Source organism: Kosakonia sp. S57 (assembly GCF_016516575.1).
Classification (GTDB): Bacteria; Pseudomonadota; Gammaproteobacteria; order Enterobacterales; family Enterobacteriaceae; genus Kosakonia; species Kosakonia cowanii.
Genome location: NZ_JACVUL010000001.1, coordinates 307666 through 331539, shown reverse-complemented (window position 1 = coordinate 331539; position 23874 = coordinate 307666). Strand labels below are relative to the sequence as shown.

Annotated in this window: 25 protein-coding genes and 7 pseudogenes; 15 read left to right on the top strand and 17 right to left on the bottom strand. The window is 49.9% G+C overall.

Going from position 1 to position 23874, the window contains the following annotated elements:
* Positions 1-47 precede the first annotated feature (47 nt).
* Genes mnmA through rluE form a run of 3 tightly spaced genes read right to left on the bottom strand, consistent with a single transcriptional unit; the run spans position 48 to position 2333 of the window.
* Positions 48-1154: a tRNA 2-thiouridine(34) synthase MnmA gene (gene mnmA, locus IAE48_RS01725; protein ID WP_042717548.1), complete on the bottom strand. Its 1107-nt coding sequence runs from the start codon at positions 1152-1154 to the stop codon at positions 48-50.
* Positions 1155-1209: 55 nt separating this feature from the next.
* Positions 1210-1668, bottom strand: a complete 459-nt coding sequence (locus tag IAE48_RS01720) for an NUDIX hydrolase (protein WP_094420194.1) — start codon at positions 1666-1668, stop codon at positions 1210-1212.
* 17 nt (positions 1669-1685) lie between these two features.
* On the bottom strand, positions 1686-2333 hold the full coding sequence (gene rluE / locus IAE48_RS01715) for a 23S rRNA pseudouridine(2457) synthase RluE (RefSeq protein ID WP_200133259.1): 648 nt from the start codon (positions 2331-2333) through the stop codon (positions 1686-1688).
* A gap of 187 nt (positions 2334-2520) precedes the next feature.
* Here rluE and icd point away from each other — a divergent pair, with 187 nt between their 5' ends.
* On the top strand, positions 2521-3771 hold the full coding sequence (gene icd / locus IAE48_RS01710; protein WP_023481567.1) for an NADP-dependent isocitrate dehydrogenase: 1251 nt from the start codon (positions 2521-2523) through the stop codon (positions 3769-3771).
* Positions 3772-3870: 99 nt separating this feature from the next.
* Here the strand turns inward: icd and IAE48_RS01705 are convergent.
* The 4 genes and pseudogenes from IAE48_RS01705 to IAE48_RS24280 all read right to left on the bottom strand — a co-directional run.
* Positions 3871-4035 (bottom strand): annotated as a pseudogene (locus IAE48_RS01705) (integrase); the annotation flags it as partial.
* Between the two features lie 376 nt (positions 4036-4411).
* Positions 4412-4699 (bottom strand): contact-dependent growth inhibition system immunity protein, encoded by a 288-nt coding sequence (locus IAE48_RS01695; RefSeq protein WP_200133257.1) that lies wholly within the window; start codon positions 4697-4699, stop codon positions 4412-4414.
* A gap of 3 nt (positions 4700-4702) precedes the next feature.
* Positions 4703-5011, bottom strand: a complete 309-nt coding sequence (locus IAE48_RS24285; protein ID WP_309228082.1) for an RNase A-like domain-containing protein — start codon at positions 5009-5011, stop codon at positions 4703-4705.
* 3 nt (positions 5012-5014) lie between these two features.
* Positions 5015-5530, bottom strand: a complete 516-nt coding sequence (locus tag IAE48_RS24280; RefSeq protein ID WP_370568921.1) for a hypothetical protein — start codon at positions 5528-5530, stop codon at positions 5015-5017.
* Positions 5531-5712: 182 nt separating this feature from the next.
* Between IAE48_RS24280 and IAE48_RS01685 the strand changes: the two are divergent.
* The 4 genes and pseudogenes from IAE48_RS01685 to IAE48_RS01670 all read left to right on the top strand — a co-directional run bounded on the left by IAE48_RS01685 (position 5713) and on the right by IAE48_RS01670 (position 7255).
* A pseudogene (locus tag IAE48_RS01685) lies at positions 5713-6082 on the top strand (putative holin).
* Positions 6069-6336, top strand: a pseudogene (locus IAE48_RS01680) (phage holin family protein). Before IAE48_RS01685 ends, IAE48_RS01680 begins: the two co-directional pseudogenes overlap by 14 nt.
* Positions 6333-6788 (top strand): lysozyme, encoded by a 456-nt coding sequence (locus tag IAE48_RS01675; protein WP_200133294.1) that lies wholly within the window; start codon positions 6333-6335, stop codon positions 6786-6788. The pseudogene IAE48_RS01680 and the gene IAE48_RS01675 overlap by 4 nt, the downstream one beginning before the upstream one ends.
* Positions 6788-7255, top strand: a complete 468-nt coding sequence (locus IAE48_RS01670) for a lysis protein (protein ID WP_370568925.1) — start codon at positions 6788-6790, stop codon at positions 7253-7255. Before IAE48_RS01675 ends, IAE48_RS01670 begins: the two co-directional genes overlap by 1 nt.
* 30 nt (positions 7256-7285) lie before the next feature.
* On the opposite strand, the gene IAE48_RS01665 is transcribed toward IAE48_RS01670, so the two are convergent.
* Together IAE48_RS01665 and IAE48_RS01660 are read right to left on the bottom strand one after the other, a co-directional pair.
* On the bottom strand, positions 7286-7573 hold the full coding sequence (locus tag IAE48_RS01665; protein WP_200133255.1) for a hypothetical protein: 288 nt from the start codon (positions 7571-7573) through the stop codon (positions 7286-7288).
* A 263-nt stretch (positions 7574-7836) separates the two neighbouring features.
* Positions 7837-7989 (bottom strand): hypothetical protein, encoded by a 153-nt coding sequence (locus tag IAE48_RS01660; RefSeq protein ID WP_200133296.1) that lies wholly within the window; start codon positions 7987-7989, stop codon positions 7837-7839.
* A gap of 21 nt (positions 7990-8010) precedes the next feature.
* On the opposite strand from IAE48_RS01660, the pseudogene IAE48_RS23980 reads away from it, so the two are divergent.
* The 5 genes and pseudogenes from IAE48_RS23980 to IAE48_RS01640 all read left to right on the top strand — a co-directional run.
* Positions 8011-8228, top strand: a pseudogene (locus tag IAE48_RS23980) (terminase small subunit); the annotation flags it as partial.
* Positions 8208-8420 (top strand): annotated as a pseudogene (locus IAE48_RS23975) (hypothetical protein); the annotation flags it as partial. The pseudogenes IAE48_RS23980 and IAE48_RS23975, both read left to right, overlap by 21 nt.
* Before the next feature lie 134 nt (positions 8421-8554).
* Entirely contained in the window at positions 8555-8800 is a 246-nt protein-coding gene (locus tag IAE48_RS01650) for a hypothetical protein (RefSeq protein ID WP_200133254.1), read from the top strand.
* A 337-nt stretch (positions 8801-9137) separates the two neighbouring features.
* Positions 9138-9365: a hypothetical protein gene (locus IAE48_RS01645; protein WP_200133253.1), complete on the top strand. Its 228-nt coding sequence runs from the start codon at positions 9138-9140 to the stop codon at positions 9363-9365.
* Positions 9356-10279 (top strand): annotated as a pseudogene (locus tag IAE48_RS01640) (glycosyltransferase family 2 protein); the annotation flags it as partial. The gene IAE48_RS01645 and the pseudogene IAE48_RS01640, both read left to right, overlap by 10 nt.
* Positions 10280-10620: 341 nt before the next feature.
* On the opposite strand, the gene IAE48_RS01635 reads toward IAE48_RS01640, so the two are convergent.
* Positions 10621-11595: a hypothetical protein gene (locus tag IAE48_RS01635; protein WP_200133252.1), complete on the bottom strand. Its 975-nt coding sequence runs from the start codon at positions 11593-11595 to the stop codon at positions 10621-10623.
* Between the two features lie 173 nt (positions 11596-11768).
* Between IAE48_RS01635 and IAE48_RS23970 the strand changes: the two are divergent.
* Positions 11769-11843 (top strand): annotated as a pseudogene (locus tag IAE48_RS23970) (hypothetical protein); the annotation flags it as partial.
* A 135-nt stretch (positions 11844-11978) separates the two neighbouring features.
* On the opposite strand, the gene IAE48_RS01630 reads toward IAE48_RS23970, so the two are convergent.
* On the bottom strand, positions 11979-12419 hold the full coding sequence (locus tag IAE48_RS01630) for a GNAT family N-acetyltransferase (RefSeq protein ID WP_200133251.1): 441 nt from the start codon (positions 12417-12419) through the stop codon (positions 11979-11981).
* Positions 12420-12612: 193 nt separating this feature from the next.
* Between IAE48_RS01630 and IAE48_RS01625 the strand changes: the two genes are divergently transcribed.
* Complete coding sequence (locus tag IAE48_RS01625) at positions 12613-13230, top strand: LysE family translocator (protein ID WP_200133250.1); 618 nt, start codon at positions 12613-12615, stop codon at positions 13228-13230.
* Positions 13231-13404: 174 nt separating this feature from the next.
* Here IAE48_RS01625 and IAE48_RS01620 read toward each other — a convergent pair whose 3' ends face one another.
* The 3 genes from IAE48_RS01620 to IAE48_RS01610 form a co-directional block, all read right to left on the bottom strand.
* Positions 13405-15063 carry a methyl-accepting chemotaxis protein gene (locus tag IAE48_RS01620; protein WP_200133249.1) on the bottom strand — a complete coding sequence of 553 codons (1659 nt, stop codon included), beginning with the start codon at positions 15061-15063 and terminating at the stop codon, positions 13405-13407.
* 448 nt (positions 15064-15511) lie between these two features.
* Positions 15512-17062 (bottom strand): methyl-accepting chemotaxis protein, encoded by a 1551-nt coding sequence (locus IAE48_RS01615; RefSeq protein ID WP_200133248.1) that lies wholly within the window; start codon positions 17060-17062, stop codon positions 15512-15514.
* Positions 17063-17480: 418 nt separating this feature from the next.
* Positions 17481-18419, bottom strand: a complete 939-nt coding sequence (locus tag IAE48_RS01610; protein ID WP_200133247.1) for an alpha/beta hydrolase — start codon at positions 18417-18419, stop codon at positions 17481-17483.
* A gap of 70 nt (positions 18420-18489) precedes the next feature.
* On the opposite strand from IAE48_RS01610, the gene IAE48_RS01605 reads away from it, so the two are divergent.
* A complete protein-coding gene (locus IAE48_RS01605; protein ID WP_200133293.1) occupies positions 18490-19425 on the top strand; it encodes a LysR family transcriptional regulator in 936 nt (311 codons plus the stop codon).
* 163 nt (positions 19426-19588) lie between these two features.
* Here the strand turns inward: IAE48_RS01605 and IAE48_RS01600 are convergent, their stop codons facing one another.
* Positions 19589-20494, bottom strand: coding sequence for a LysR family transcriptional regulator (locus IAE48_RS01600; RefSeq protein ID WP_200133246.1), 906 nt, complete (start codon positions 20492-20494; stop codon positions 19589-19591).
* Positions 20495-20622: 128 nt separating this feature from the next.
* Here IAE48_RS01600 and IAE48_RS01595 point away from each other — a divergent pair, with 128 nt between their 5' ends.
* On the top strand, positions 20623-20916 hold the full coding sequence (locus tag IAE48_RS01595) for a DUF1330 domain-containing protein (RefSeq protein ID WP_200133245.1): 294 nt from the start codon (positions 20623-20625) through the stop codon (positions 20914-20916).
* Positions 20917-21040: 124 nt separating this feature from the next.
* Positions 21041-21631, top strand: coding sequence for a TetR/AcrR family transcriptional regulator (locus IAE48_RS01590; RefSeq protein ID WP_200133244.1), 591 nt, complete (start codon positions 21041-21043; stop codon positions 21629-21631).
* 26 nt (positions 21632-21657) lie between these two features.
* On the opposite strand, the gene IAE48_RS01585 is transcribed toward IAE48_RS01590, so the two are convergent.
* Complete coding sequence (locus IAE48_RS01585) at positions 21658-22437, bottom strand: BPL-N domain-containing protein (RefSeq protein WP_200133243.1); 780 nt, start codon at positions 22435-22437, stop codon at positions 21658-21660.
* A 520-nt stretch (positions 22438-22957) separates the two neighbouring features.
* Positions 22958-23758 carry a helix-turn-helix domain-containing protein gene (locus IAE48_RS01580; RefSeq protein WP_200133292.1) on the bottom strand — a complete coding sequence of 267 codons (801 nt, stop codon included), beginning with the start codon at positions 23756-23758 and terminating at the stop codon, positions 22958-22960.
* Between the last annotated feature and the right edge of the window lie 116 nt (positions 23759-23874).

Sequence of the window (23874 nt, the reverse complement as noted above, 5' to 3'; positions counted from 1 at the left end):
AGTGCATCTGCGCGGGCGTTAGCCAGTCCGATATCGCTAAAACAGAGTTAAACCGGCAGCGGCAGGCGCTGCTCGATAATGCCGCCGCCAAGGCAGACGTCATCCAGATAGAAGACGGCAGATTGACCCGGCGTGACGGCAGCCACCGGCTCGTCGAAGCGCACTTCAATGCGATCGTCGTCCAGCGCCGTGACGGTGCAGGGAATATCCTGCTGGCGGTAGCGGGTTTTCACCGTACAGCGCAGCGTGCCGTTGACCGGCTCGCGATCGACCCAGTGCAGCTGCTGGGCAATCAGCCCGACCGACATCAGGCGCGGGTGGTCGTGGCCCTGGGCGACGATGAGGATATTGTTTTCGACATCTTTGTCGACCACATACCACGGATCTTCGCTGCCCTCTTTGGTGCCGCCGATGCCTAAGCCTTTGCGCTGGCCCAGTGTGTGGTACATCAGGCCCTGGTGTTCGCCGATCGCTTCGCCATCAACGGTGACGATTTTGCCCGGTTGTGCAGGCAGATAGCGGCCGAGAAACTCGCGGAATTTGCGCTCGCCGATAAAGCAGATACCGGTCGAGTCTTTCTTCTTCGCGGTGGCAAGGCCCAGCTCTTCGGCGATTTTACGCACCTGAGGCTTTTCCAGCTCGCCGACCGGGAAGAGGCTCTGGGCGATCTGTTCATGGCCCAGCGTATAGAGGAAGTAGCTCTGATCCTTGTTGCCGTCGAGACCGCGCAGCAGGCGGCTTTTGCCGTCGACATCGGCGCGGCGTACATAGTGGCCGGTGGCAATATAGTCCGCACCAAGATCTTCGGCGGCGAACTCAAGGAAGGCTTTAAATTTGATCTCTTTGTTGCAGAGAATATCGGGGTTTGGCGTGCGCCCGGCTTTGTACTCCGCAAGGAAGTGCTCAAAGACGTTGTCCCAGTACTCTGCGGCAAAATTGACGGTGTGAAGCTCAATGCCGAGCTTGTCGCAGACGGCCTGCGCGTCGGCCAGATCCGCCGCCGCGGTGCAGTATTCCTCGCCGTCATCCTCTTCCCAGTTCTTCATGAACAGGCCTTCCACCTTGTAACCTTGTTGCTGCAACAAGTAGGCGGAAACGGAAGAGTCGACACCGCCGGACATGCCGACGATCACTTTTTTTGGGCTATCAGACATAGAATACTCACAACGAAGAACTTCAGGGCGGCGTATTCTAGCACGCACTGCTCGCTCAGGCATCCCCTGTAAACGGCCAGTTAAATTCTGCGATTGTTGCCAGCGGCAGACGCTGGCCGCTCTGGTAGCTGCGAATACTCTCGGCAACCAGCGGCGAGCGCAGGTTTGACGCGGTGAGGATCTCTTCAGCCGTGACCCACAAACAGCGGTCGATGTCGCTGTCGTGCGGCTCAGTGGCGCACATTTCGTTAAGCTCAATGGCAAACAGGAAGCGCAAAAAAGGCGTGCTGTCGGGGGCTATCCACTGATGCATGCGGATAAAGTGCTGCGGCGCGGCGTCGATGCCGGTCTCTTCCCATAACTCGCGCTTTGCGGCCTGCACTAATGTTTCGTCCGCTTCAAGATGACCGGCAGGCTGGTTCCACAGCACTTTGTCGCGGATCGTCTCTTCGACAACGAGGAACTTTCCCTGCGCGTGAACCACACAGGCTACGGTGACATGGGGTTTAAACATCGATTTCTCCCTGACAGTTAAGCGTCACGCCATTCGCCATTGGCGAGGTTTTCCAGCGTGTAGTTTCCCATAGCGTAGCGGATGAGGCGCAAAGTGGGAAAGCCAACGTGGGCGGTCATTCGCCGCACCTGGCGATTGCGGCCTTCATAAAGGGTGATTTTCAGCCAGCAGGCCGGGATCGATTTGCGCTCGCGAATCGGCGGGTTGCGCGGCCACAGCCATGCAGGCTCCTCGACACGCTCAACTTCAGCGGTCAGGGTAGGGCCATCGTTGAGCGTCACGCCAGTGCGTAACTGTGCAAGAGCTTCTTCGGTGGGTTCGCCTTCGACCTGCACATAGTAGATTTTCCCGGTGCGTTTACCTGGCTGGGTTAAGCGGGCTTGCAGCGCGCCGTCGTTGGTTAACACCAGTAAGCCTTCGCTGTCGCGATCGAGACGGCCTGCAGCATAGACGCCGGGAACGTCGATATACGCTTTCAGGGTGCTGCGCCCGGCTTCGTCGGTGAACTGGGGTAAAACATCGTAGGGTTTATTAAACAAAATCACGCGTGTTGGCGCGCTTTTTTCAGCCGATCGGCCAGGTTGTCGTGAGCTGAATCGCTCAAGCTTGTGATTTCTATAAGAAGTTTTCTTCATGGTATTTTCACAGGTTATCAATTGCCGCATTATAGCGGAATCATGATTGCCTTTCATGGCGTCGAACTATCGGTTAGTATTGACGGGCTCATTACAATTCATTAACAAAAAACGGTTTGCTCTGTGTGATTCACGTAACAGGTGAGCGGACGCAGTCTGAGCGCCCCGGCATGAAGTCAGCGAGCAAAACAACCAGAAGCGCTCGAAGGAGAGGTGAATGGAAAGCAAAGTAGTTGTTCCGGCGGAAGGTAGTAAGATCACCCTGCAAAATGGCAAGCTCAACGTTCCTGTTAACCCGATTATCCCGTTTATTGAAGGCGACGGTATCGGCGTTGACGTGACCCCGGCAATGCTGAAAGTGGTCGATGCCGCTGTGGAAAAAGCCTACAAAGGTGAGCGTAAAATTTCCTGGATGGAGATTTACACGGGCGAGAAATCGACCCAGGTTTATGGCCAGGATGTCTGGCTGCCGCCTGAAACACTGGATCTGATTCGTGATTACCGCGTAGCGATCAAAGGCCCTCTGACCACCCCGGTTGGCGGCGGTATCCGTTCTCTGAACGTTGCCCTGCGCCAGGAGCTGGATCTCTACGTCTGCCTGCGCCCGGTGCGCTACTACCAGGGCACTCCGAGCCCGGTGAAACAGCCTGAGCTGACCGATATGGTCATCTTCCGTGAGAACTCCGAAGATATCTACGCTGGCATCGAGTGGAAAGCTGACTCTGCCGACGCGGAAAAAGTGATCAAATTCCTGCGCGAAGAGATGGGCGTGAAGAAAATTCGCTTCCCGGAACATTGCGGTATCGGCATCAAGCCGTGCTCCGAAGAGGGCACCAAACGCCTGGTTCGCGCAGCGATCGAATATGCCATCACCAACGACCGTGACTCCGTGACGCTGGTGCACAAAGGCAACATCATGAAGTTCACCGAAGGTGCGTTCAAAGATTGGGGTTACCAGCTGGCTCAGCAAGAGTTCGGCGGTGAGCTGATCGACGGCGGCCCGTGGCAGAAAATCAAGAACCCGAAAACCGGCAAAGAGATCATCATTAAAGATGTGATCGCCGATGCGTTCCTGCAGCAGATCCTGCTGCGTCCGGCAGAGTATGACGTTATCGCCTGTATGAACCTGAACGGCGACTACATCTCCGACGCCCTGGCTGCACAGGTTGGAGGTATCGGTATCGCACCTGGCGCGAACATCGGCGACGAGTGCGCACTGTTCGAAGCCACCCACGGTACCGCGCCGAAATACGCAGGCCAGGATAAAGTGAACCCGGGCTCCATTATTCTGTCCGCAGAAATGATGTTGCGTCATATGGAGTGGTTCGAAGCCGCAGACCTGATCGTTAAAGGTATGGAAGGCGCGATCGCTGCCAAAACCGTGACCTACGATTTCGAACGTCTGATGGATGGCGCTAAGCTGCTGAAATGTTCAGAGTTTGGCGACGCGATTATCGCGAACATGTAATCCGCGCTGTGGGTTGCACAAGAACGGGAACCTGATGGTTCCCGTTTTTTTATTGGGCGTTTGAGTGCTTCCCCAAAACCTTTCCCCAAAACTCCCTCTTCACGACCCTGTTTTTGCGCTCAGTATCACCCAGTCTTTCCCTCGGTCATCATTGTATCTGTCCGTCATTTCCTGTGTCTTATGCCCCAGGAGTTTTTGCGTATCTACACCCTGGTCTCTGTATAACCGTTCCGATAAAGAACGCTGCTCACGGAAAGTAGGGGCTAACGACCCCAACACCTGACAGAACACGGGCAGGGTGGAATGGGCACGCAGGCGCACGGCCTGTTTGTAATCCGGCTTTGCAGAGTGCATCACGACGCGTTGCACACTGACACCGTGGCATTCACCGAAATATGCTGCGAGAAATCACACGTTATGAACCTGCTTAAAGATTTTAGCGACAAGATGCTTGCTAGATTCAAAAAAATGGGTGGGGTTTTTCTAACGATGGGTATTATATATTCACTGTACAGAACCCGCTCATAGTAGCGGGTTTTTATTTGGCGTTAGTAGCTTTCCGGATGTCTGGTTTTCCAGTTAGTCAGTTCACAACCTATTCAGTTAAGGCTACACCTTTCGCTGAAAAAAATTCTTCCTGTCATGGAATACGGAGCAGAATTTTTTGTAAAAAGGAACGCCATGTTTCACCCCATGGAGCTGGTGAAAATTGACTCTCTGCAAGCGCAGCCATAGTGCGGTTTAACTCCTCATCACTTTGTATAGCAATTGCCTGAGAAGCCTGTTGTTTGAGATTGCGAATAGCTAATTCGTTTTCCATCTCAACATAAGAACTCATAATTTCGTCGATGTTTTCGCCAAATATTTGATAATCCGGACCGAAAAAAATCACCAGCAGCTTTCTTAGTGTTTCGTAATTTTTGTCCATTATTTATCCCATGAATGGATATGCAGTTAAAACGTAATAAGGCTTGTTGTTATACATTTTTTTGAGAAGAACAATTCGTACTACATAAAGAGTTTCTTTGATCTGACTCCCTTGGCGGAAACCGTAACCAACTGCTGAGCCTGATTTATAAGTAATATCCAGCGTATTTTCTGCGCTTCGGGACAGATTTGCCCAGTGCAGAATTTTCAACCGGTTAGCTTTAAGTGCAGAACTGATAACTTTTTCAGCTTGCTCCAGCTTAAAAAAAGACGATGTGGACTGCATTTGAGGGGTTCTGGCAAGGCGAGCCAGTAACTATTCTTCAGAAACAGCGATATGTTTCGCCATTGTATGACCGCCAGCTTTAATACCTTTTACAGCTTCATGCTCTGCCAGCCTGAAATTGCCTGCGCGAACGTAGGCAACCCGGGAAGCGCCAAGCGACAAGCCGAAGGCTAGCGGCACCGCAATATCAACAGTTAAACCGATGTTTAATGCGGTATCCTCATCCGCGCCAAACTGACGGGCTGTCTGCACAGCCAGCTGGTAAGCCGCTGTGCGGGTATCACGCCCTGATATTGTCTGGTCGATGGCTGCCTGCAGTGAATCCATGCTATGAGCGCCAACAACAACACAGTCTGCCTTGGTCAGCGTGGTAGGTTCAGGTGTGACGCAAAGGACTGTCGCACCAACCAGCTCTAATGTACCCATAACCACGCCGAGACCGCCGAGAAGGCGGTTTTGCATGGTTTCGGCTTCAGTTACGGTTTTATCCGACAGGACCGCTGCCATTTGAACTGGTGACATAACAATCTGTAATCCATCACTCATATTTTTTCTCCAGAGTTCTTCGAGATCGATAATAGAAAAAGTCGCTACGCTTCGCAAAAAGCATGATTCGAACAAAGCCTTTTTATTCTTTTTTTATGCCAACAATCTCAGTTTCGCTTTTATGCGTGGATTTTCCTTTCACCTTATTTCAAGAGGATTCACAGCAAATACGAGGGGGCTTAATGTCCGAACCTGTATCCGGGTCCGCTGCGGCGGCCAGCGCCTTAACCGGTGCCAGTCTTTATGGGCTTCTGACTGGTACTGATTACGGTGTCGTTTTTGGCGCTTTCGCCGGCGCGGTGTTTTATATGGCAACTGCCGCTGATCTGACTTTGCCGCGGCGAACGGCATACTTCGTCGTCTCGTACTTTGCAGGTGTGTACGGATCCGGGCTGGTGGGCTCGATGCTCGCCAGCATTACCCATTACAGCGAATGCTCTCGGCGCGGTTCTGCTTTCTGCGCTGGCCATTAAGACGCTGACCTTTTTCAGTGAGCAGGATCCTCTGTCACTGCTGCAAAGGTGGCGGGGAGGAAATAATGGTAACGACTGACCCACTGGTGCTGACGGATGATCGTGATCCGCCTGATGATGTTCCGTAAGCCGGGCGGGAAGCACAACGTATGGGCCTCCTGGCTGGCATACGTGATCATCCTGGCGTATGCGTCCGTCCCGTTCCGTTTCATGTTCGATTTCTATTTCCACGTCCACTGGGCGACCGTCATGTTGAATCTCATCATTTGCGCTGCCGTGTTCAAAGCGCGTGGCAACGTGGCGCGCCTGTTTAACGTACTGAGGCCAGAATAATGCGGATCAGCGATAAAGGCATTTCTCTCATTAAGCAGTTTGAAGGCCTGCGCCTGACTGCGTATCAGGACAGTGTGGGCGTCTGGACAATTGGTTATGGCTGGACACAGCCTGTGGACGGCAAGCCGATCCGCGCCGGAATGACCATCAAAGAAGAAACAGCCGAGCGCCTGCTGCGCACCGGGCTGGTGGGCTACGAAAGCGACGTGTCGAAACTGGTCAAGGTGAAGCTGACGCAGGGTCAGTTTGATGCGCTTGTTTCGTTCGCCTATAACCTCGGTGCCCGCGCGCTGTCGACTTCCACGCTACTGCAAAAACTTAATGCTGGTGATAACGCCAGTGCTGCTGATGAGTTCCCACGCTGGAATAAGGCTGGTGGAAAGGCACTGCCTGGCCTGACACGGCGTCGTGAGGCAGAGCGGGCGCTGTTCCTCTCGGACAGCAAAAAATGATCTCCAGCTGGAAAGCCGCTGCGGCTTTGCTCTTACTCGCCGGCGTACTATCCATCGCCTGGACGATTAACCATTACCGCAATAATGCGATCACTTTCAAAGACCAACGCGATAAAGCCACCCACAACCTAAAACTGGTTAATCGAACAATCGCCGATATCAAGGTGCGCCAGAGCGAAGTTGCTGCACTAGATGCTAAATACACAAAGGAACTCGCCGATGCAAAAGCTGAAAATGCTGCTCTGCAACGTAAGCTTGATAATGGTGGTCGGGTGCTCGTCAAAGGCCGCTGTCCAGTGTCAGTCACAACCCAAAATAACAGTTCCTCCAGCATGGGCAATGATGCCACCATCGAACTCTCTTCAGTTGCTGGACGAAACGTTCTTAGTATCAGAGACGGAATCAAGCTTGACCGAGCAAAAATAGCCGCACTTCAACAGTTCATTACTGAGCAGTGCAGCCAGTGATTTTGGTTGTCAGTTGATGAGTTATGTAGATTAGTACTGCTCTGGGAAATGCACCTCGAAAGAGTAATTTTGCTTATCACTGCTTATGGTTAAGGTGCATTCTTCTTCGTCCCACTCCATTTTTTGAAAGCGCGAATCAAAATACTGATAACCACAGATTGCGGACTCAAAACTAAATATAACTTTGTCGTAGTCTGATAAAATAGTCACATTGTGAGGATTACCATCTACATACCCGTTTACGGTTACGTAAGTATTTCCCTTTATTCCCAAATACTCACGACAATCTTGGGCTGCTGCAATTGACTCAAAAGCCATTGTTGATTCCTTTTCAAAAAGAGAGACATAAAGATCGGCAATCCATAATAAAGCTTTAATTTACAATCGAACGAATTTGAAAAAAACGATACTGGACGAACTCTAAGATGGTGATCAATTTTAGTGGACCACTAGATTGTCGCACTGGCACAAGAGAGTAGTGAGTGGCTTTACTTCGCTCCGGGAGACGTTAAGCTCTCCCGGTTCACGCAGACGGAGGATAAGCGCCCTAGTAATCTATAAATCAAGGTACTACTTATTCCTTACTCATCTTCGCAGTCTTCCCCTTGGTACTCGCATGCACCAGATGAAGGGCCTTCATCACTATGTACGTCAAAGGCGACAACACAGTTTTCACAAAGGGTCTTGTGTGCAATGCCTTTTTCAGTACATGAAACCAGATAATCATGAACCATAAATCTCTCCTAAGAATTGAAATGGAACCCAATGACAAACAAGAAATGTTCTGTCGCGAGTACCTCATCGATTTGAACGCCACCCAAGCGGCTATTCGGGCGGGGTACAGCGCAAAGACTTCTAACCGTGCCGGCTTAAAAACCTGTCAAAATCTGAAGTCTAATCCAGAATTGCCGAAACGAAAGCTGAGCGCAATGATCTGGTTGGCATAAATGGGATATATCTCCTGAAACGTCTTGAAGGCGTCAGCCACCATTTCTGCAACCTTCTCGATACCGAACGCGAAAACGTAAGCGCTGAGCTTTCTGAGACGGCGAATCACTCTGTCGAAGCACAGGAAGCTGCGCGCTGCCTAGCTATTGCCCGCACCAAAATGCAGGAAGCCTGCATGTGGGCATGTCGTGCTGTAGCACTTCTAGACTCAGACTGCAGGGTTCATCACAAGGCGCATTTGCGAGTGCGCCTGATGATGAATCTTTTCAACAAGGGATAACGGCTAGCCACGCTGTTAAGCGTCATATTATCGGCATATACTGAAGATCCAATTTATTATGAAAAGGTTAAATGCAATCCGTGAAGCGCTATATGGTTTTTGCTTATAAAAAGGATGGGCTTCCAGGTGGCTACCGAGATTTTTGCGGTTTTGCTGACAATTTAGGACAGATCGCTGATTTAGTCGGTGCCGCTCAAGATAATGTGCTCATTAATCCTGATGTCGTCGAAGTATATGATTCCGAGCAAGAGGAACTAGTAGAGCTATTTGCTATTAATTCTGACGGTGATTGGATTCGACATGAATTAGATAACTAACCGCCTCCGGGCGGTTTTTTGTTGCCATCACCGTGCGGCATTACAGCAGGCATTCACTGAGTGCCTGTGATAATGTTAATTTGTGGAGGAATTGCCAAGGCTGATTAGCGTGACCGGTCGTTCTTGTGGCACCACAGACCTAGATCGTTAAGCCGCAAAGCCGGAGATCAGCACCGGCCACCATAACACATCTAAGCTACTGGCATCCGCTGGTGGCTTTTTTTATTGCGCCTCGCATGCGCTAAACAATCGAGAGTCTTTCAGTCGTGAGCCTGGGGAAAGCTGTGTTCTCGGGCGGCTGTCCCATGCGACAGGCTCACATCTAAAAGGATAAATCATGCGCATCACCGTTCTTGATGATGATCCCGATAAAAGAATTAACCCTGCTGTTGAGCGCTATAAAGTTTTTATTGATGGAAAAGAGATCAAACACTGCTTTGCTGCTGACGATGATAAAGGCGAAGTGATTTGCGCGGTATTCAAAGACGAGCGAATCGTACTTGAATCCGGAGAGGTTAAGCGGCAAACCCTGCGGGGCTCGGTAAGGATTGAGCCATGCGAGTAGAAATCGATGGTGTCCCGTATGTACCTGCCTGCGCGCCAACCACCAGCCGTATCGGCATAGCCATCTCTACGCACAATCGCGCTGCTGTTCTAAGCCTGGCACTGGAGCATCATCTCCGGCATCTACCTGCTGGCGCGCTGGTGGTTGTGGTTGATGATGGTTCACAGCCACCAGCGGTAGTGCCCGCCAGCGTTAATCTGATTCGGCACGATAAATCGCTGGGCATAGTGGCATCTAAGAACGCCAGCCTTACCGCGCTGATGGATGCCGGGTGTGAGCATCTCTTCCTGTGGGACGATGATGCTTTTCCGATCGCTGACGGCTGGTGGCTGCCTTACATCGAGTCACCCGAGCCGCATTTGAGTTATCAATTCCTCGATCTGGCTGGCGCGCGCAAACTTCATGACATCGCTGAACTCTACCGGGACGATAAGCATGTGGCTTATACCGGCCAGCGTGGTGTGATGCTGTATTACCACCGCAGCGCCATTGAGCTTGTCGGCGGATTTGACCCGATTTACGGTCGCGGCATGTATGAGCACAGCGATCTCGCCCTGCGCATCCACAATGCCGGGCTGACGTCGTGGGCGTTTGCTGATGTGGTTGGTTCTGAAAAGCTGATTCACTCCCTCGATGAGCATGAGCTGGTGGAGCGCTCGGTGCCACGTCCGGATCGGGAAGAGCAGGTTAAGCGCAACGTCAGGATTCACAACGAACGTCGGGACACCGGTTATACCGGCTACGCCCCATATCGACCGCAACGTAATGTGGTAATCACCACACTGCTGACCAGTGAGCCCGACCCGCAGCGCAGTACCAGAATGACAGCCTCACCTGACCTGCTGGCGAAGTGGGCTGGTTCGTTGCGCGGCCGCAGCCGGGTCGTACTGGCTGATGAGCTGGCGAACGCACCATTCCGTACACTGGAACCGACACCCTGTTTTTCATCCCCACCGCCTCGTTATAGCAAAGCAGCGGCGTGTTGCTGGCGCAACCTGACTCTATTAAAGAAACCAGCACAGCCGCCGAGGTGTTAATTATTTTCATATTTATTCCCTGAAGAATTTTGTAGCTTTCGCCAATGGTTCTGAGGGGTGAGATGTGATGGAAATGGATGAGTTTTTACCCAGCTCACCATAGATTTTAATAAATCGAATCCGCAGCACTTGCAGGGTCTGATTGGATATAGAGAATTATTGTACGATAAGCCTGTTTTTGAACAGGCTTATCTATAGAAATAGGCCGTAGTCAGGCACTAAACAGCGTTATTACCTGGCAGTCCCAGTCGATCTATTTCCAGTTCGTCGGCTGCTTTGAGGCGTTTATTCTCTACAAGGTAATTATGAAGGCGCTCAATCAGGGCTTTATCACCCTCCCAGAAGTAATATCCTTTCTTGCCCCTTCTCTCTAACATTTCAGAGTGCCAGATATCCTCCCACCATACCGATTCCTGACAGCCATGTTCAATTAAATAGTGTGGATGACAATGCCCTTCGCGATAGTAAAGGGATAAGTCATTTTCACTAAGATCATAGCTTTTCACGAAAAAATCCCCTTTTATGTAGCGGGAATATAATTCCTGAAGGATAACAAGAAAATCCGCAAGATCATGAAACCCGCCGTTACCGATTTCTTCACTCAAATGAAGATTTGTGTAAAAAAAGTCAGTGCTTAAAGTATCTTTGAATTCTCTTAAAATCAGTATGTTACCAGCGGAATTGGTTAGACGAATTATGCGAATAAACGTTACGGGATTACCTTTAGCATCTGGAGCGAGCAAAGCATCAACATCTTCAGTACTCCCTCCTTTCCAGTTGATTCGACTCTGGGAATTCATCGGAAAGGGTACTCTTTCTCCAAATTTAAGCCATTCTGCGCAACAGCCTAGTAATTCGCTCAGATTATTGAGATCTATAAATCCGGGAACTTCATTACCTGTAAACCAGTTTTCAGCGGACAATGCATTTTGGTGTCCCAATAGCTCCGCCAACTTTGCCGGAGTTAACGGAGATCCCCTGCGAAATTTATTCACAGTTGGCAAAATATTGTTCAATCGTTCAGTTATTTCATGCTGATAACGGTCTCCACCAGAGATGTTTTTCTTGCTCTCCACTGATTGAGTAAGAATATATCTGGCGTGGCCTTCCAGAGAACGTTCTGCTTCGTTGGCGGCTGTTTCAAGAGCCTGGTATATATTTTCAGGAATAAGTCGGATGAGTAATTTTTTCATAAGCCTTCCATAGGTCACGCGTTTTATCTTATGTATCATAATGACATCATTTAGATATCATCTGATTTTTTGTATGTTACAAAATGTAAATTTTGGTGCTGAGAATGATTTTTGAGCGCGATTTACCTGATCTCATGGCTTCCTATCGTGGCAAAAATGAAAAGCTGATGTAAGTTCAGGATCACCTGAATGCGAAGGGCGGGCGAGGCGCACTTTATTTTGCCGGGGAGGGGATAGATCCCGCACGGTAGATGAAGCGTGAAATGCTTTCCGCACGTATAGCGCGATTTTTCATACCTGTTAGTTGTCAGGTGAACAGGGAGCAAAATTATTTAATGGATCCAGCCAATACCTGAGCCAGAGTTGCTTATACCACCGGGATATTAATCAAGCGGCGGCAGATCGCTGAGAAGCTTTACAAAGCGCTTTCTCACTTCCTTATATCCGTTATTTTCATAAAATTTGTGCGCCTTAACCCTTTTTTCGCTGCTTGATAGTTCAATCTGAGAACAACTCTTGATAGCCGCGATGCGTTCAGAGGCGATAAGGAGTTGCTGCCCTACGCCTTGTCCTCGTGACGACTCATCTATTACCAGCGCTGAGATTAATGCCCATAAGTTATTTTCATGAACAGGCATGATGAAATTTATGACAATAACGCCACAAACCTCTTTCTCTGATTCGGCAACTAAAGTACACAGCGTGTCATGCTGTTCACGGATACGTTGTTCTAAACTCGCACTCTCTGTCTTATAGCCCAACTGCAGGAAAAGCCGTTTTAACGATGGAATGTCTTTGAGTTCAGCAGCCCTGATTGAAATCATTATGATAGCGTCCTTATTTTGATTTCGATAAAGATATTCAGGTTTGACTAATCAATTCAACAAAATTTCTGAGACGGGTACATGAACTATGCGCAGGGGCAGACATTGTTGGCATTGTGTTATGTTGTTAACCGGATGCCGTTCATGAAGGGCGGAATTGCCTGACGACACTGTTTACTGATGGGGAAGATGAATGACAAGTGATGTGATCGCGCTTTCTGCTATTGGCGTAGCTATCCTGTTTGGCGCAATGAGCCCGGGAGTGAGTTTTCTGCTCGTCGCCCGAACGGCCATGTCCAGTTCGAGAAGGGCGGCTTTAGCTGTTGCTACAGGGATGGGTTTTGGTGCGTTTGTTTTTGCTGCCATCGCCTTAGCGGGTCTTCACACCCTGTTGACGTTGATCCCGTCACTGTACACAGGTCTGAAGCTTGCAGGCGGTTGCTATCTTTTATGGCTGGCTGTGAAAATGTTTCGTCGTCCTTCAAATCGTTTTAATGATTTGACCGAAACAGAGGAAGTCAGCGTCTCAAAAGCATTTATAACTGGCGTATTTACGCAGATCAGCAATCCCCATACGGCACTGGTATTTGCCAGTATTTTTTCCGCAGCGCTTAGCAAAAATATTCAGCCTGTTATGTACATCATCCTGCCAACAATGGCATTCGTTATCGATGTGCTCTGGTATGCAGTCGTCGCATGCTTATTATCAACTCACGGGCCACGCCAGGCTTACATTAAATACCGTAAGCTTATAGATAAACTAAGTGGAGGCATTATGGCCTTGCTTGGAATACGGCTGTTGCTGAAGTAGGTCAGCAGGTGCGAGCTTTTATCGATGCAGTCTTTAGCTGGGTAGCTTCAGAACGTGGGGAGAATAAGCGTCGTAAGTATGGTGAAGAACAAACAGATAGATCGTCCTGAAGGGTAAAAGCGCTGCTAGAGCAGCGCTTTTTAGTAATTAATAATCGTGTGTAAAAGTCAAAAATCAGAAACTTTCCCAGTCTGTATTACGAGCTTCACCAGCAGTAGATGCGGGTTTTGTTTGCAGCTGCTGTGTTCTGGCGATCGGCGCGCTTACCGTTTTTCCGACATACCCTGTATTTTCGTTAAGCGTAAAAGTAGAGACCAGGCTCGACAAGGTTTCAGCCTGCTCCTGCAGAGATTTAGATGCCGAAGAGGCTTCTTCAACCAGTGAGGCGTTTTGCTGGGTAACTTCATCCATTTGCCCGATCGCCAGGTGAACCTGCTCAATGCCCTTACTCTGTTCATTGGTTGCAGCCGCGATTTCGTTAACCAGATCCGCGACCTGGCGAACCGCATTGCTCACATTTTCTGTGTTACTCCCCACATTCGCTGCCTGGTTAAGACCCTGCTCAACCTGGGAGACAGAAAGTGAAATGAGATCTTTTATTTCACGGGCAGCAGAAGAGGAACGTTGTGCCAGGCTACGTACTTCAGAAGCAACCACCGCAAACCCTCTGCCATGCTCGCCGGCACGTGCAGCCTCTACCGCAGCGTTAAGCGCCAGGATGTTGGTCTGGAAGGCGATACCTTCAATAAGGCCTGTAATATCGGAGATTTTTTCTGAGCTTCCACGAATCTCTGACATCGTTTCCAGCATCTGGCTGACTGCGCCCGCATTCACGCTGGATAAATTGTTAGCGTTATTCGCCAGTTCGCTTGCCTGAACTGCGCCATCGGCATTCTGGCGCACGGTTTCACTCAGGGTGGCCATACTGGCAGAGGTCTGCTCCAGAGAGGCGGCCTGCTCTTCGGTTCGTGATGACAGGTCTTCGTTGCCTGCGGCAATCTGAGCGGAGCCGGTGCTGACCGATTGCGCAGCATGGTTTACCGATAGCAGCGTTGTTGAAACCTTCTCCAGCAGGCCGTTAAACGCTGATGCAGTCTGGCCTATTTCATCGTTTCTGTAGACAGTGGCAACCTGGGTCAGATCGAGACTGTTACTGACCTCTGTCATTGTGCTCTTTATGCTGTTAAGGCTGCGCTTGATGCCCTGAATAATAGTGATGGAAAACAGACCAAGCAGAATAATCACCACCGCTGCGGCGCTGGTCATCATCCACCACGTTTTTGCATAAATTGTCTTGTTTTGCTCTCTCAGTCCTTCGCCAATTTTTATATTTAATTCAATCTGATTGGTGAAATCGGCTTCCATTTTACGCGATGCGGCACCCACGCCATCTTCACTTTTCAGAAGCGACAAAGATAACGCATTGTCGTGATTTCTTGAGGCTGCTAAAAAAGCGGGTAACGCCGCACGAACGGCTTCGATATTACGGTATGCCTGCTCGGTCATCGCTTTATCTTCATCGCTGGAAATATCATTTGCCATGTAATAATCCGTGAGCGATTTCAGCGTGTTAAGCAGGCTGTTTATTCTCTCTTCAGCAGCAGTCTGGCCAGCAGTGTCTAAAGCCGTCTGGTGACGATAAAAGGCGATACCAAGCTGGCTGGTAGTACTGATTGATTTATTCAAATCCTTGATGCTAGGTATGGCATTGACCTGTACATACTCAAAACGCGACTGGAAACCCGAAATCACGGAAAGTGAGACGGCAACAATCGCGAAAAGTGATATAGCGAGCAACGAAAATGCTAGCGACAAACGCTGTGTGATAGACATAAGAACCCTGGTGTTATTAGTAAATGGAGCAAAAAGGGGTTATCGACGCCGCGTTTAAAGGCTTTAACGATATTTAATAAATATATTTTTTTTGAAAAAATGGCTACTTCCCGAATTTATGCTAGCCAAGTTTTTTTACCGACATTAATTTCATTATCCTCTTTCATATTAAATAACTTAATTAATCACCGTTGCGAAAGTGACTGATAGATAAGTCAATTTACAAATAAAATAAGCAGAACATAGCCATAATAAAATTTAACCAGACGGGCTCTATGGTTATTAAAGTTGGAAAAAATTCCTTTTAGCCCGTTGATTGAACTCGCTCAACGAGAGCTCTTCGTCTGACAGCTGTGCCCGCGACTGCGACGTTAATATCAACGGTAACGGCTGGCTGCTGGCGTTACCCAGCAGCAGCGGGCCTAATGCGGCCATCAGGAACCTTTTGTCAGGCAAGTTTGAAAACCGCAGCTGATCGGTTCAGATGAGCCGCCTGATCTTCCAGCGATGCGGCAGCAGCGGCGGCCTGTTGAACCAGTGCGGCGTTTTGTTGGGTCACTTCATCCATTTGGGTGATAGCGATGCTGACATGCTCAATACCGTTCACCTGCTCGCCGGAGGCGGTGTAGATTTCGGCCATAATTGCAGAGACGTTGTTGATTGCCGTGACTACCCCAGTCATGGTTTTGCCCGCTTGCGCGACCAGGTCGGTGCCTTCCGATATGCGGCTGTTCGAGGCTTCAATCAGTGCTTTTATCTCTTTTGCCGCCGTCGCGCTGCGCTGGGCAAGTGCGCGCACTTCGCTTGCCACTACGGCGAAGCCACGGCCTTGCTCACCAGCGCGGGCTGCTTCCACCGCAGCATTAAGCGCCAGGATATTGGTCTGGAAAGCGATGCTTTCAATGGTGCTGATGATATCGCCCACGCTTTTCGAGCTGTCAAAAATAGCCGCCATGGTGGTGACGACTTTATCCACCACTTTGCCTCCCTGCTGCGCGACGCTGGAGGCGTCAGATGCAAGGCTGCTGGCGTTTTGTGCGTTAGAGGCATTTTGCCTTACTGTCGCCGTCAGTTGTTCCATGCTGGCTGAGGTCTCTTCCAGCGAAGCGGCCTGCTGTTCCGTTCGTACAGAGAGATCGGTATTACCCATCGCAACTTCTTTAGAGGCGCTGTCGATAGAGGTCGCGGCGGTCTGAATATCAGAGACCACTTTTTTGAGCTGCTCCTGCATGGCGGTCAGGGTGACGATCAGCACACCGGCTTCATCTTTTGAACGCGCAACCAGGCGGGTGGAGAGATCGCCTGAGGCAATCGCCTTCGCTGCGTTTACCGCTTCCCCAAGCGGAAGGGTGATGGCACGGGCAAGGAGATAGCCCAAACCTGAAGCGATAAGGACACCTAACAGCGCGCCGATAAACAACGCCAGGCGGGTCTGCGTTTCAACGGAGTCAACAGAACCCTGACGCTCGCCGAGCAGTTTTTTTTCATTGTTGATGATTTCATCAATGGTGGCGCGCATTTGATCCATCTGCTGCTTGCCGGTGTTAGCTTCAAAGGCGGCATTGAAATCGGCCTGCGTCATGGTCCCGGCATTGAGTGCACGACGATGAGCCAGCAATTCAGTAACAAACTTATTTCCCCACTCTTGCTCCTGTTGCAGCAAATTATTCAGGCGATCCTGCTGAGTAGGGTTATCAGAAGTTAAGCTTTTCGTTTCCTGCAAAACGTTAACGAAATCCTCTTTGCCTGAGCTCCACGGAGCCAGCATTTCCTCTTTGCCATTAATGGCATAGCCGCGCAGTCCGGTTTCCATATTTACCAGGTCCTGGGTCAAGGCACGGCTTTTATCAATAACGCGCCAGCTATGTATATTCCATTCGTTAGTACTGACAATTCTGGAAAAGTTATTGTAGAAAGTGGCGCAGAGTAATAGCAGTAAAATTAAAACGGCGCCAAAGGCAAAAAAGAACTTTTTCTTGATAGGTAAATTCCTGAACATTTGAACCTCGTTCTACAGAGAATGACAGAGCAGCTCCATGAGCCCTTAAACAGATAAGTTATCGGCATTGATTAATCTGCCTTTAACTAAAACTCGTCGAACTACAGGCAACGAAGAATATATCCACTTTGCTTTTTTTCTATGCGCATGATTTTAAGGAGATAGCGCACTGCAAACGCAAGAAGTGAAGCAGGATATATCGTTTGCGCTGGTGGTGTGGCGCAAGCAGGGCAGTGCAGAGCTCTATCAGATGCAAAATCAGGAAGAAATCCTGTGTCTTATATACACAGGATTTCACCATTTTAATTTTCCCTGACGCGCTATAAAAATGAAGTTCTGCCTGTAGAACGAGGGATTAATAATCCAGGTTATGGCGTTGTGGTTATTTACTAATAAAGAGTGGCTTTCTTCACAAATGTTATTTCGCTGATTCCTGTTCTTTTGTTAAAGCCTGTTCCAGAAAATGAATCGCGTTATTTAACGCCTGGTCGGCTTCCGGCAGAGTACCGGCCAGAAGATGCCATACATGAAACATCCCTGGCCACACTTCGAGCGTTGTTCGTACGCGCGCTTCGCCTAAATTTGCAGCCAGCTTGATAGCATCGCTCAGCATGACCTCATTCTCACCTATCTGGATGAGGATGGGTGCAAGCCCCTGGACATTCGCATAAACCGGGGAGGCATCAGGATGGGTGGCAAGCTCTCTCGCCAGAAAGCATCTTGCCAGCCTGTTAAGAAAGTCGACGTTACAAAGGGGATCAATCCCGTCACGGGTCGTCGCAGATAAACCGCTATGGGTAAGATTAGCCCAGGGCGAGATAGCCACGCCTGCGGCCGGAAGCGGAATACCCGCGTCACGGGCCTTGCGCATGATCGTCACCACCATCGCGCCACCGGCTGAATCGCCTGTTAGCACGAGATTTTCAGGCTGGACGCCGCTATCGAGAAGGGCACGATAAGCTGAAAAAACATCATCTATTGGCGTAGGGAAAGGGAATTCAGGCGCCTGCCGATAATCTGGTGTGTACACCCTGGCTTTTAGTGCCTTAGCGATACGTCCAGTAAGGCCGCGGTATGCTTCGACCCCGCCATGGACATAGCCGCCGCCATGAATATAAAGCACCACTCTGCTGCCAATATGTTCATGCCTCTCACTGATCATCGCGGGCATATTGCCCAACACGCTTGTCTTGTAGGTGACCCCTTCGATCGCAGGGAAGATTTTTTCGAGCCCCTGCATATAGCGGGCGCGAACTTCAGGCCAACTGGCTTCTGACGTACCGTAAACCTTCTCGACAACCGGACCAGCTGCACTGATCCATCCATTCAGATTTTTTTGAGCGTTTTTCGACAACATTATTGAATCCTCACTGATTGAAATTCTACAATCCGAGTATATTTAAATGATTGGCGAAAAAGGTTCCCCAATGACGGGCAGAAAAATCGCGTCGCCAGAGAGTGCTGGCTCAGCTCTGGAAATTAACGCATTACGTATCTTTGTTGCTGTGGCAGAGGCGGGCAGTTTCGTTGCTGGCGGTAAGGCAATGGGGCTGACGCGTTCAGCCGCAGGGAAAGCCATTGCGCGTTTAGAGGCTTACCTTGAGATCCGGCTTTTTCAGCGTACAACCCGCCGTTTATCGCTTACGACAGAGGGGCACGAATTTTATCATCGATGCAGCCAGATACTGGAAGATTTAGACGAAGCTGAAGCTAATATTCGTCAGAACCTGCCGTTGCCGAAAGGCACCCTCAGAATGACCGTGTCAGAAGGCTACGGCAAAATGATCGTTCTGCCCTTTATCAATGAGTTTTTGCGGGCCTCGCCAGATATAAGTATTGAAATCAGCTTCAGCGATCGGATTGTCGATCTCGTAGAAGAGGGGTTCGATCTTGCAATACGCGTAGGCAACGGAAGTACCAGTTATCAATACATCACCCAGGTGATCGACAGAACAAGCCCACAACTTTGGGCTTCACCAGAGTATCTCCGCCAGGCAGGCATGCCTGAATCACTTGCTGAGATTAAAAACCACCGTCGACTCGTTTATGGTCTGGGCGCGGCTTCCACCGCATGGACTCTCGTTGATAAAGCGCAGGGACAGGTAACAGTGAACGGCCACAATCACGTCAGGTTTGACAGCGGGGATGCCATTCGTACAGCAGCTATAGCCGGGCTGGGTATCGGATTTCTCCCCTCATTTATGGTTGAGAAGGATATTCAGGAAGGGTGCCTGGCCCAGGTGCTGCCCGACACACGAGGTGAAGAAGTCGCTATTCATGCTATCTACCCTAACCGGCGACATCTTCCTGTCAGGGTGCGGGCTTTTATTGATAGCTTTAAATCTTTCCTGAGTAACAGATAAAGCAGCGGCACATGACGCTGTATTGTTCGGGAAACCTACGCTGCCAGAAGGGGACGTTTTCATTCCTGCCCATCCCCGGCACCGTGGTTTTTAACCTCATAGTCCGTGCACGCTCTGCTATTTGAATAGCTCCGCGCCCGGATTAAATTCGCGAAAAGCATCATCACTCAAAATAAGGTCTTAAAACTTCCTCCGTCCAGTTCATAAACGCTCTTACACGCGGCGATAAATTGCGCCGGTGCGCGACAACAAAAGAGGCGGTGATTGGTTCAGGACGTAGGTCTGGCAGGATCTCTATTAGCGCGCCGCGCTGGATATGCGTTAACAGTGAAGGGTAGCCACCCTGAATCAGTCCCAGACCTGCAAGACCCGCATCATGATAAGCCGGAACGCTGTTGACCGTGATCGCACCAGGCAGCATCAGCGACTTATAGCCGTCGCCTGAGGGGTACTCCCAGCCGTCAGGTTTCGCTCCAAAACTCCGGAGGTAATGCACCATCCTGTGCCTCTGCTTGAGAAGATCCTCTAACGTCTCTGGTACCCCAAAGCGATTGAGATAGGCCGGGCTGGCGGCATTTATCATGCGCAAATGGCCCAGCGGCCGGGCAATAAGCGTTTCGTCGACAATGGGCCCCAGCCGCACCACGCAGTCAAACCCCTCCTGCACCAGATCGACGCGGCGATCGCTGCTTGAAAGCTCTATCGCCAGTTCAGGGTATGCTTCCAGCAACTGGGGCAGGGCAGGGATCACCACGCTCTGCGCCAGGATCGCAGGCATATCGACGCGCAACTTTCCCTTCAGCGGCATGCCGGATGCAGTGAACATTGAGCGCAGATCGTCGGCTTCCGCAAGTAGATCCCGCGCACGGGCATAAAAAGCCCGCCCGTCTTCCGTCAGTTGTACCGTCCGTGTTGTACGGTGAAGGAGCGTAGCGCCCAGTTCATGTTCCAGCTCACGCACCACCATTGACGCCCGTCCTTTCTGGATCCCCAGGCTTTCCGCTGCCTGGGTAAAGCTCTTCAGTTCTGCCACACGAGCAAAAATAACCAGCGGCTCAAGGTTCTTCATTGTTCATCCTCAGGGTAACAGTGCGTATTTTCTGGCGCCGTTTATGCAGGTATTAAAACTCAATAGAGTACTTTCACAGCGTCTATTTCGCATCACGTTTTCTGAAGGCAAATGAGGAGTAAACAGAAATGAACAAAGGTTATTTAATTGGTCATGTGACCGTCAAAGACCCCGACGCGTATGCCGAATATGCCCGGGCAGCGGGGGAGGCCATGCAGCCCTTCGCGCCAAAGATCATTGCCTGGTCCGGGCAGTATGAAAACCTTGAGGGCGAGTCGCATCAACGGCATGTCATTTTTGAGTTCGCTTCTTTTGACGAGGCTAAACGCTTCTATGAGAGCCCTGAGTATCAGGCGGCAAAAACACTCCGCGCAGGTGCGGCGACCGGCACCTTTGTTTTGGTTGAAGGGAGCAACTTTTAGCAGGCATAAGCCCCTGCTCTTCACACTAAGAAAGGGGAGCATTTGCTCAGGTTGTAACGTTGTAACCGGGGGGGTAAACTTACCGACACTCGAGTAGACCGTGTCGCCTGAAGGGAAAACCCTATTGAAAACCCCTAATTTCTCTGAGCTGATAAAAATGACAGCTCTGCAACTGTTCAAAGAAAACGGGTTGAATAAGGTTTCAACCCGTGATTTAACGCAAAAACTCAATATTTCACGAAGCCACATCTATCACTATTATCGTGATTGGGAAAGTCTCAAAATAGATGCTATCCAGTACATGCTGGATAAAGATATTAATGAATACCATAGCTTTTTACAGGCTTCTGAAGTCTTAAGCGCAACTGAGAACGTTCTCCACTATATTCGATATCTGCTGCCTGACGCACCTTCCGCACACTGGTTGCTCTATCTTGAACTCTGGCCAATGGCCGCCCGCGATAATAATTATGCTCAATTAGTTCACAATCAATATCTCAGGTGGAGAAGCATCCTCGAGGAAATTATTAATCTCGGCATTAAAGAAAAAGCGTTCCTCACCCAGGACGCCTCAGCCTCTGCCCGGAAAATAAATGCATTAATAGATGGTTACTCCAGTATGCTGATCCTTGAGTTTACTGCTGAAAAGCGCACTGTTTATATCAGCGAACTTTCTGAGCTTTCTTTTGAGATACTTAAAGTAAGCTCCCGGTGAGGTGACAAAATGCCTTGCGGGAGTCATCACTTTTTTATGTCAAAATAAGACAAAATACGCGCCATTTTACTCTCCGCAGTCGTGTTACCTGGCATTGTGGAATCAATCCAGGTTTCATCAGCCTCAGGATGTGGGCCAGAAAGCAGCACGGTACCTTTACCGTATTTATAGCGTGCCATTGCGATATCACCGTTCTCATAATAGGCAATTGCTTTGAAACCGTCAGCCGGATTGCCATTATTCATATAGGGCCCATCCTGATAGTAAAAAGGCTCATGTTTATTATTCCAGTCTATCTGCAGCGTGTAATCACCCTGATCGTAGGCGCGCGATCTCGGCCTGCCTACTTCTGACTCCAGTGAAGTATCGATCAACCCAATCCAATCTTTGTCTGCGAGGTAAGCGCCCATGCAAAGACCAATAAATCCTTTGCCACTTTTTACAAAATTACGCACAGCTTCGGCACCTTCATCGCTGAGTGCCTCATAAGAACCCGGGATATCCTGTCCTCCTCCAGGCTGAACGTAGATATCAAAACTTCTCAAGGTTTGTTCATTCACTTTGAGCTTTTCAGCTTCGCCTACATAGGTAATATCCAGCGGCAACCCTGTTTTCATCAACGATTTGTAGACCATTTCGGAACAGCCAGCGCATCCGGCCTGACCGCGATAAAGGGCGATGTGATAAGTCTTATGATCCTGGACTCCAGCCGCGGCAGTGCCGTAAGAAGGGGTTAAAAAGAACAAAGCTAATAAGGTTAACCTACGTATTGTTGCGGATTTTGTTGCCTGTTTTAAAAGAAACATACGAATGATTCCCCTGTCATATAAATGTCATCTTCCCGCCAGGTAAATATTTGCAGGTCACGCCAGAACCTTTTGCAAAATTAGAGCGGTTGCTCAAATTTATGCGTATCGTCGTTTATGTCAAGTTTTTTTGCTTTAGTAAGATAAAAGAAAAAGGCAACTGAACTGAAAAATTCGGCGTCCATTTCGCGGTCAACTATCTGTTTCGGTTGCGATATGTGCAGGTGGTAGAGTGAAATGGCGGGTAAAAACAGGTGCAGAATTCTGTTGTGAACAAGAACCGTTTAAAAAGTCATTACAGTAACTATTATCGCGGATTCACACTGCCTGTTTTATTAATGACGTTGGGCGGTGCAGTAAATTTTGGCTGGCAAGTGTTGCTTCCTCTCTCTTTTAGAGAGGGTTGCCAAAGGTCACTGGCAGAGGCGGGTTTACTTCTTACCTGCAATTAATCGCTTATGCGGCAGGTTTTTGCTGGCAGCGTTATGCCCAAGGCGAATGTCAGCAACCTCGCTGCACATCACGGTGCGGGATCTGCCGTTCTCTTTGCGGCAAAATAGTGTGCTGGCGTGCTGCCCATGGTTTTCTTGAACATGGTGATAAAGGCATTAACCGACTCATAGCCCAGATTGGCCGCCACGTTTTGTACCGAGACTCCACTTGCCAGCTCCCGCAAGGCAATGATCAGATGCAGCTGCTGGCGCCACCGTCCGAAGGTCAGGCCGGTTTCGCGTAGCATCAAGCGGGCTAAAGAGCGCTCGCTGAGCGCCAGCCGCTTCGCCCAGCTTTTAAAGGTGCTCCGATCTTCCGGATGGCTGACCAGCGCATCGGCCATGGCGCGGATTTTTGGATGCGATGACACCGGCAGGCTCAGTTTCTGCTGCGGCATGGTGGCGAGCTCATCGAGCGTCACGCGGGTCAGCCTGCCGGCATGGCTCTGTGCGGCGCAATCCACCTCTTCATGAGTTAAGCGCTCCACCAGCGCTTTAATCAGCGGTGAAATCGCCAGCGTGCAGCATCTCTCCGGCAGCGCGGCGGCGCCCGGTTCAATAAACAGATAGTTGAGATGCGCATTCCAGGTCGCTTTGGCGCTATGCGCGATCCCGCCGGGGATCCACATCGCGCAATCTGGCGGCACGATCCAGAGATCATTTTCCGCCCGGCAAATTACCGCGCCGTACAACGCAATGATCAGTTGCCCCTTGCGGTGCGTATGAACCGGCACTTCTGCTGCGTAATCCACGAAATCAATATGGCGTGCAACCGCCGGGCCGGAGGTGCTGTCCGGATCAAACAGAGTATGAGCAAGTCGGGGTGTCATCACTTTGGCAACATTTAGGTATTTTTTGACAGAATAGGGTATTTAGTGACCTGCGCAAACCGGAAATAATGCCCGGTATGAGCAAAATAACCTTTCGTCACATAGTTCCCGTGAAC

What these genes read in the sequence shown, in the direction of transcription:
- IAE48_RS01585 (WP_200133243.1), bottom strand. Translation starts at nt 22,437, where the DNA reads ATGTTTCTTTTAAAACAGGCAACAAAATCCGCAACAATACGTAGGTTA.
- IAE48_RS01610 (WP_200133247.1), bottom strand. Translation starts at nt 18,419, where the DNA reads ATGTTGTCGAAAAACGCTCAAAAAAATCTGAATGGATGGATCAGTGCA.
- IAE48_RS01620 (WP_200133249.1), bottom strand. Translation starts at nt 15,063, where the DNA reads ATGTCTATCACACAGCGTTTGTCGCTAGCATTTTCGTTGCTCGCTATA.
- IAE48_RS01635 (WP_200133252.1), bottom strand. Translation starts at nt 11,595, where the DNA reads ATGAAAAAATTACTCATCCGACTTATTCCTGAAAATATATACCAGGCT.
- IAE48_RS01615 (WP_200133248.1), bottom strand. Translation starts at nt 17,062, where the DNA reads ATGTTCAGGAATTTACCTATCAAGAAAAAGTTCTTTTTTGCCTTTGGC.
- IAE48_RS01660 (WP_200133296.1), bottom strand. Translation starts at nt 7,989, where the DNA reads ATGGTTCATGATTATCTGGTTTCATGTACTGAAAAAGGCATTGCACAC.
- mnmA (WP_042717548.1), bottom strand. Translation starts at nt 1,154, where the DNA reads ATGTCTGATAGCCCAAAAAAAGTGATCGTCGGCATGTCCGGCGGTGTC.
- IAE48_RS01595 (WP_200133245.1), top strand. Translation starts at nt 20,623, where the DNA reads ATGAACAAAGGTTATTTAATTGGTCATGTGACCGTCAAAGACCCCGAC.
- IAE48_RS01650 (WP_200133254.1), top strand. Translation starts at nt 8,555, where the DNA reads ATGCAATCCGTGAAGCGCTATATGGTTTTTGCTTATAAAAAGGATGGG.
- IAE48_RS24280 (WP_370568921.1), bottom strand. Translation starts at nt 5,530, where the DNA reads ATGAGTGATGGATTACAGATTGTTATGTCACCAGTTCAAATGGCAGCG.
- IAE48_RS01720 (WP_094420194.1), bottom strand. Translation starts at nt 1,668, where the DNA reads ATGTTTAAACCCCATGTCACCGTAGCCTGTGTGGTTCACGCGCAGGGA.
- icd (WP_023481567.1), top strand. Translation starts at nt 2,521, where the DNA reads ATGGAAAGCAAAGTAGTTGTTCCGGCGGAAGGTAGTAAGATCACCCTG.
- rluE (WP_200133259.1), bottom strand. Translation starts at nt 2,333, where the DNA reads ATGCGGCAATTGATAACCTGTGAAAATACCATGAAGAAAACTTCTTAT.
- IAE48_RS01605 (WP_200133293.1), top strand. Translation starts at nt 18,490, where the DNA reads ATGACGGGCAGAAAAATCGCGTCGCCAGAGAGTGCTGGCTCAGCTCTG.
- IAE48_RS01665 (WP_200133255.1), bottom strand. Translation starts at nt 7,573, where the DNA reads ATGGCTTTTGAGTCAATTGCAGCAGCCCAAGATTGTCGTGAGTATTTG.
- IAE48_RS01580 (WP_200133292.1), bottom strand. Translation starts at nt 23,758, where the DNA reads ATGACACCCCGACTTGCTCATACTCTGTTTGATCCGGACAGCACCTCC.
- IAE48_RS01630 (WP_200133251.1), bottom strand. Translation starts at nt 12,419, where the DNA reads ATGATTTCAATCAGGGCTGCTGAACTCAAAGACATTCCATCGTTAAAA.
- IAE48_RS01695 (WP_200133257.1), bottom strand. Translation starts at nt 4,699, where the DNA reads ATGGACAAAAATTACGAAACACTAAGAAAGCTGCTGGTGATTTTTTTC.
- IAE48_RS01600 (WP_200133246.1), bottom strand. Translation starts at nt 20,494, where the DNA reads ATGAAGAACCTTGAGCCGCTGGTTATTTTTGCTCGTGTGGCAGAACTG.
- IAE48_RS01625 (WP_200133250.1), top strand. Translation starts at nt 12,613, where the DNA reads ATGACAAGTGATGTGATCGCGCTTTCTGCTATTGGCGTAGCTATCCTG.
- IAE48_RS01645 (WP_200133253.1), top strand. Translation starts at nt 9,138, where the DNA reads ATGCGCATCACCGTTCTTGATGATGATCCCGATAAAAGAATTAACCCT.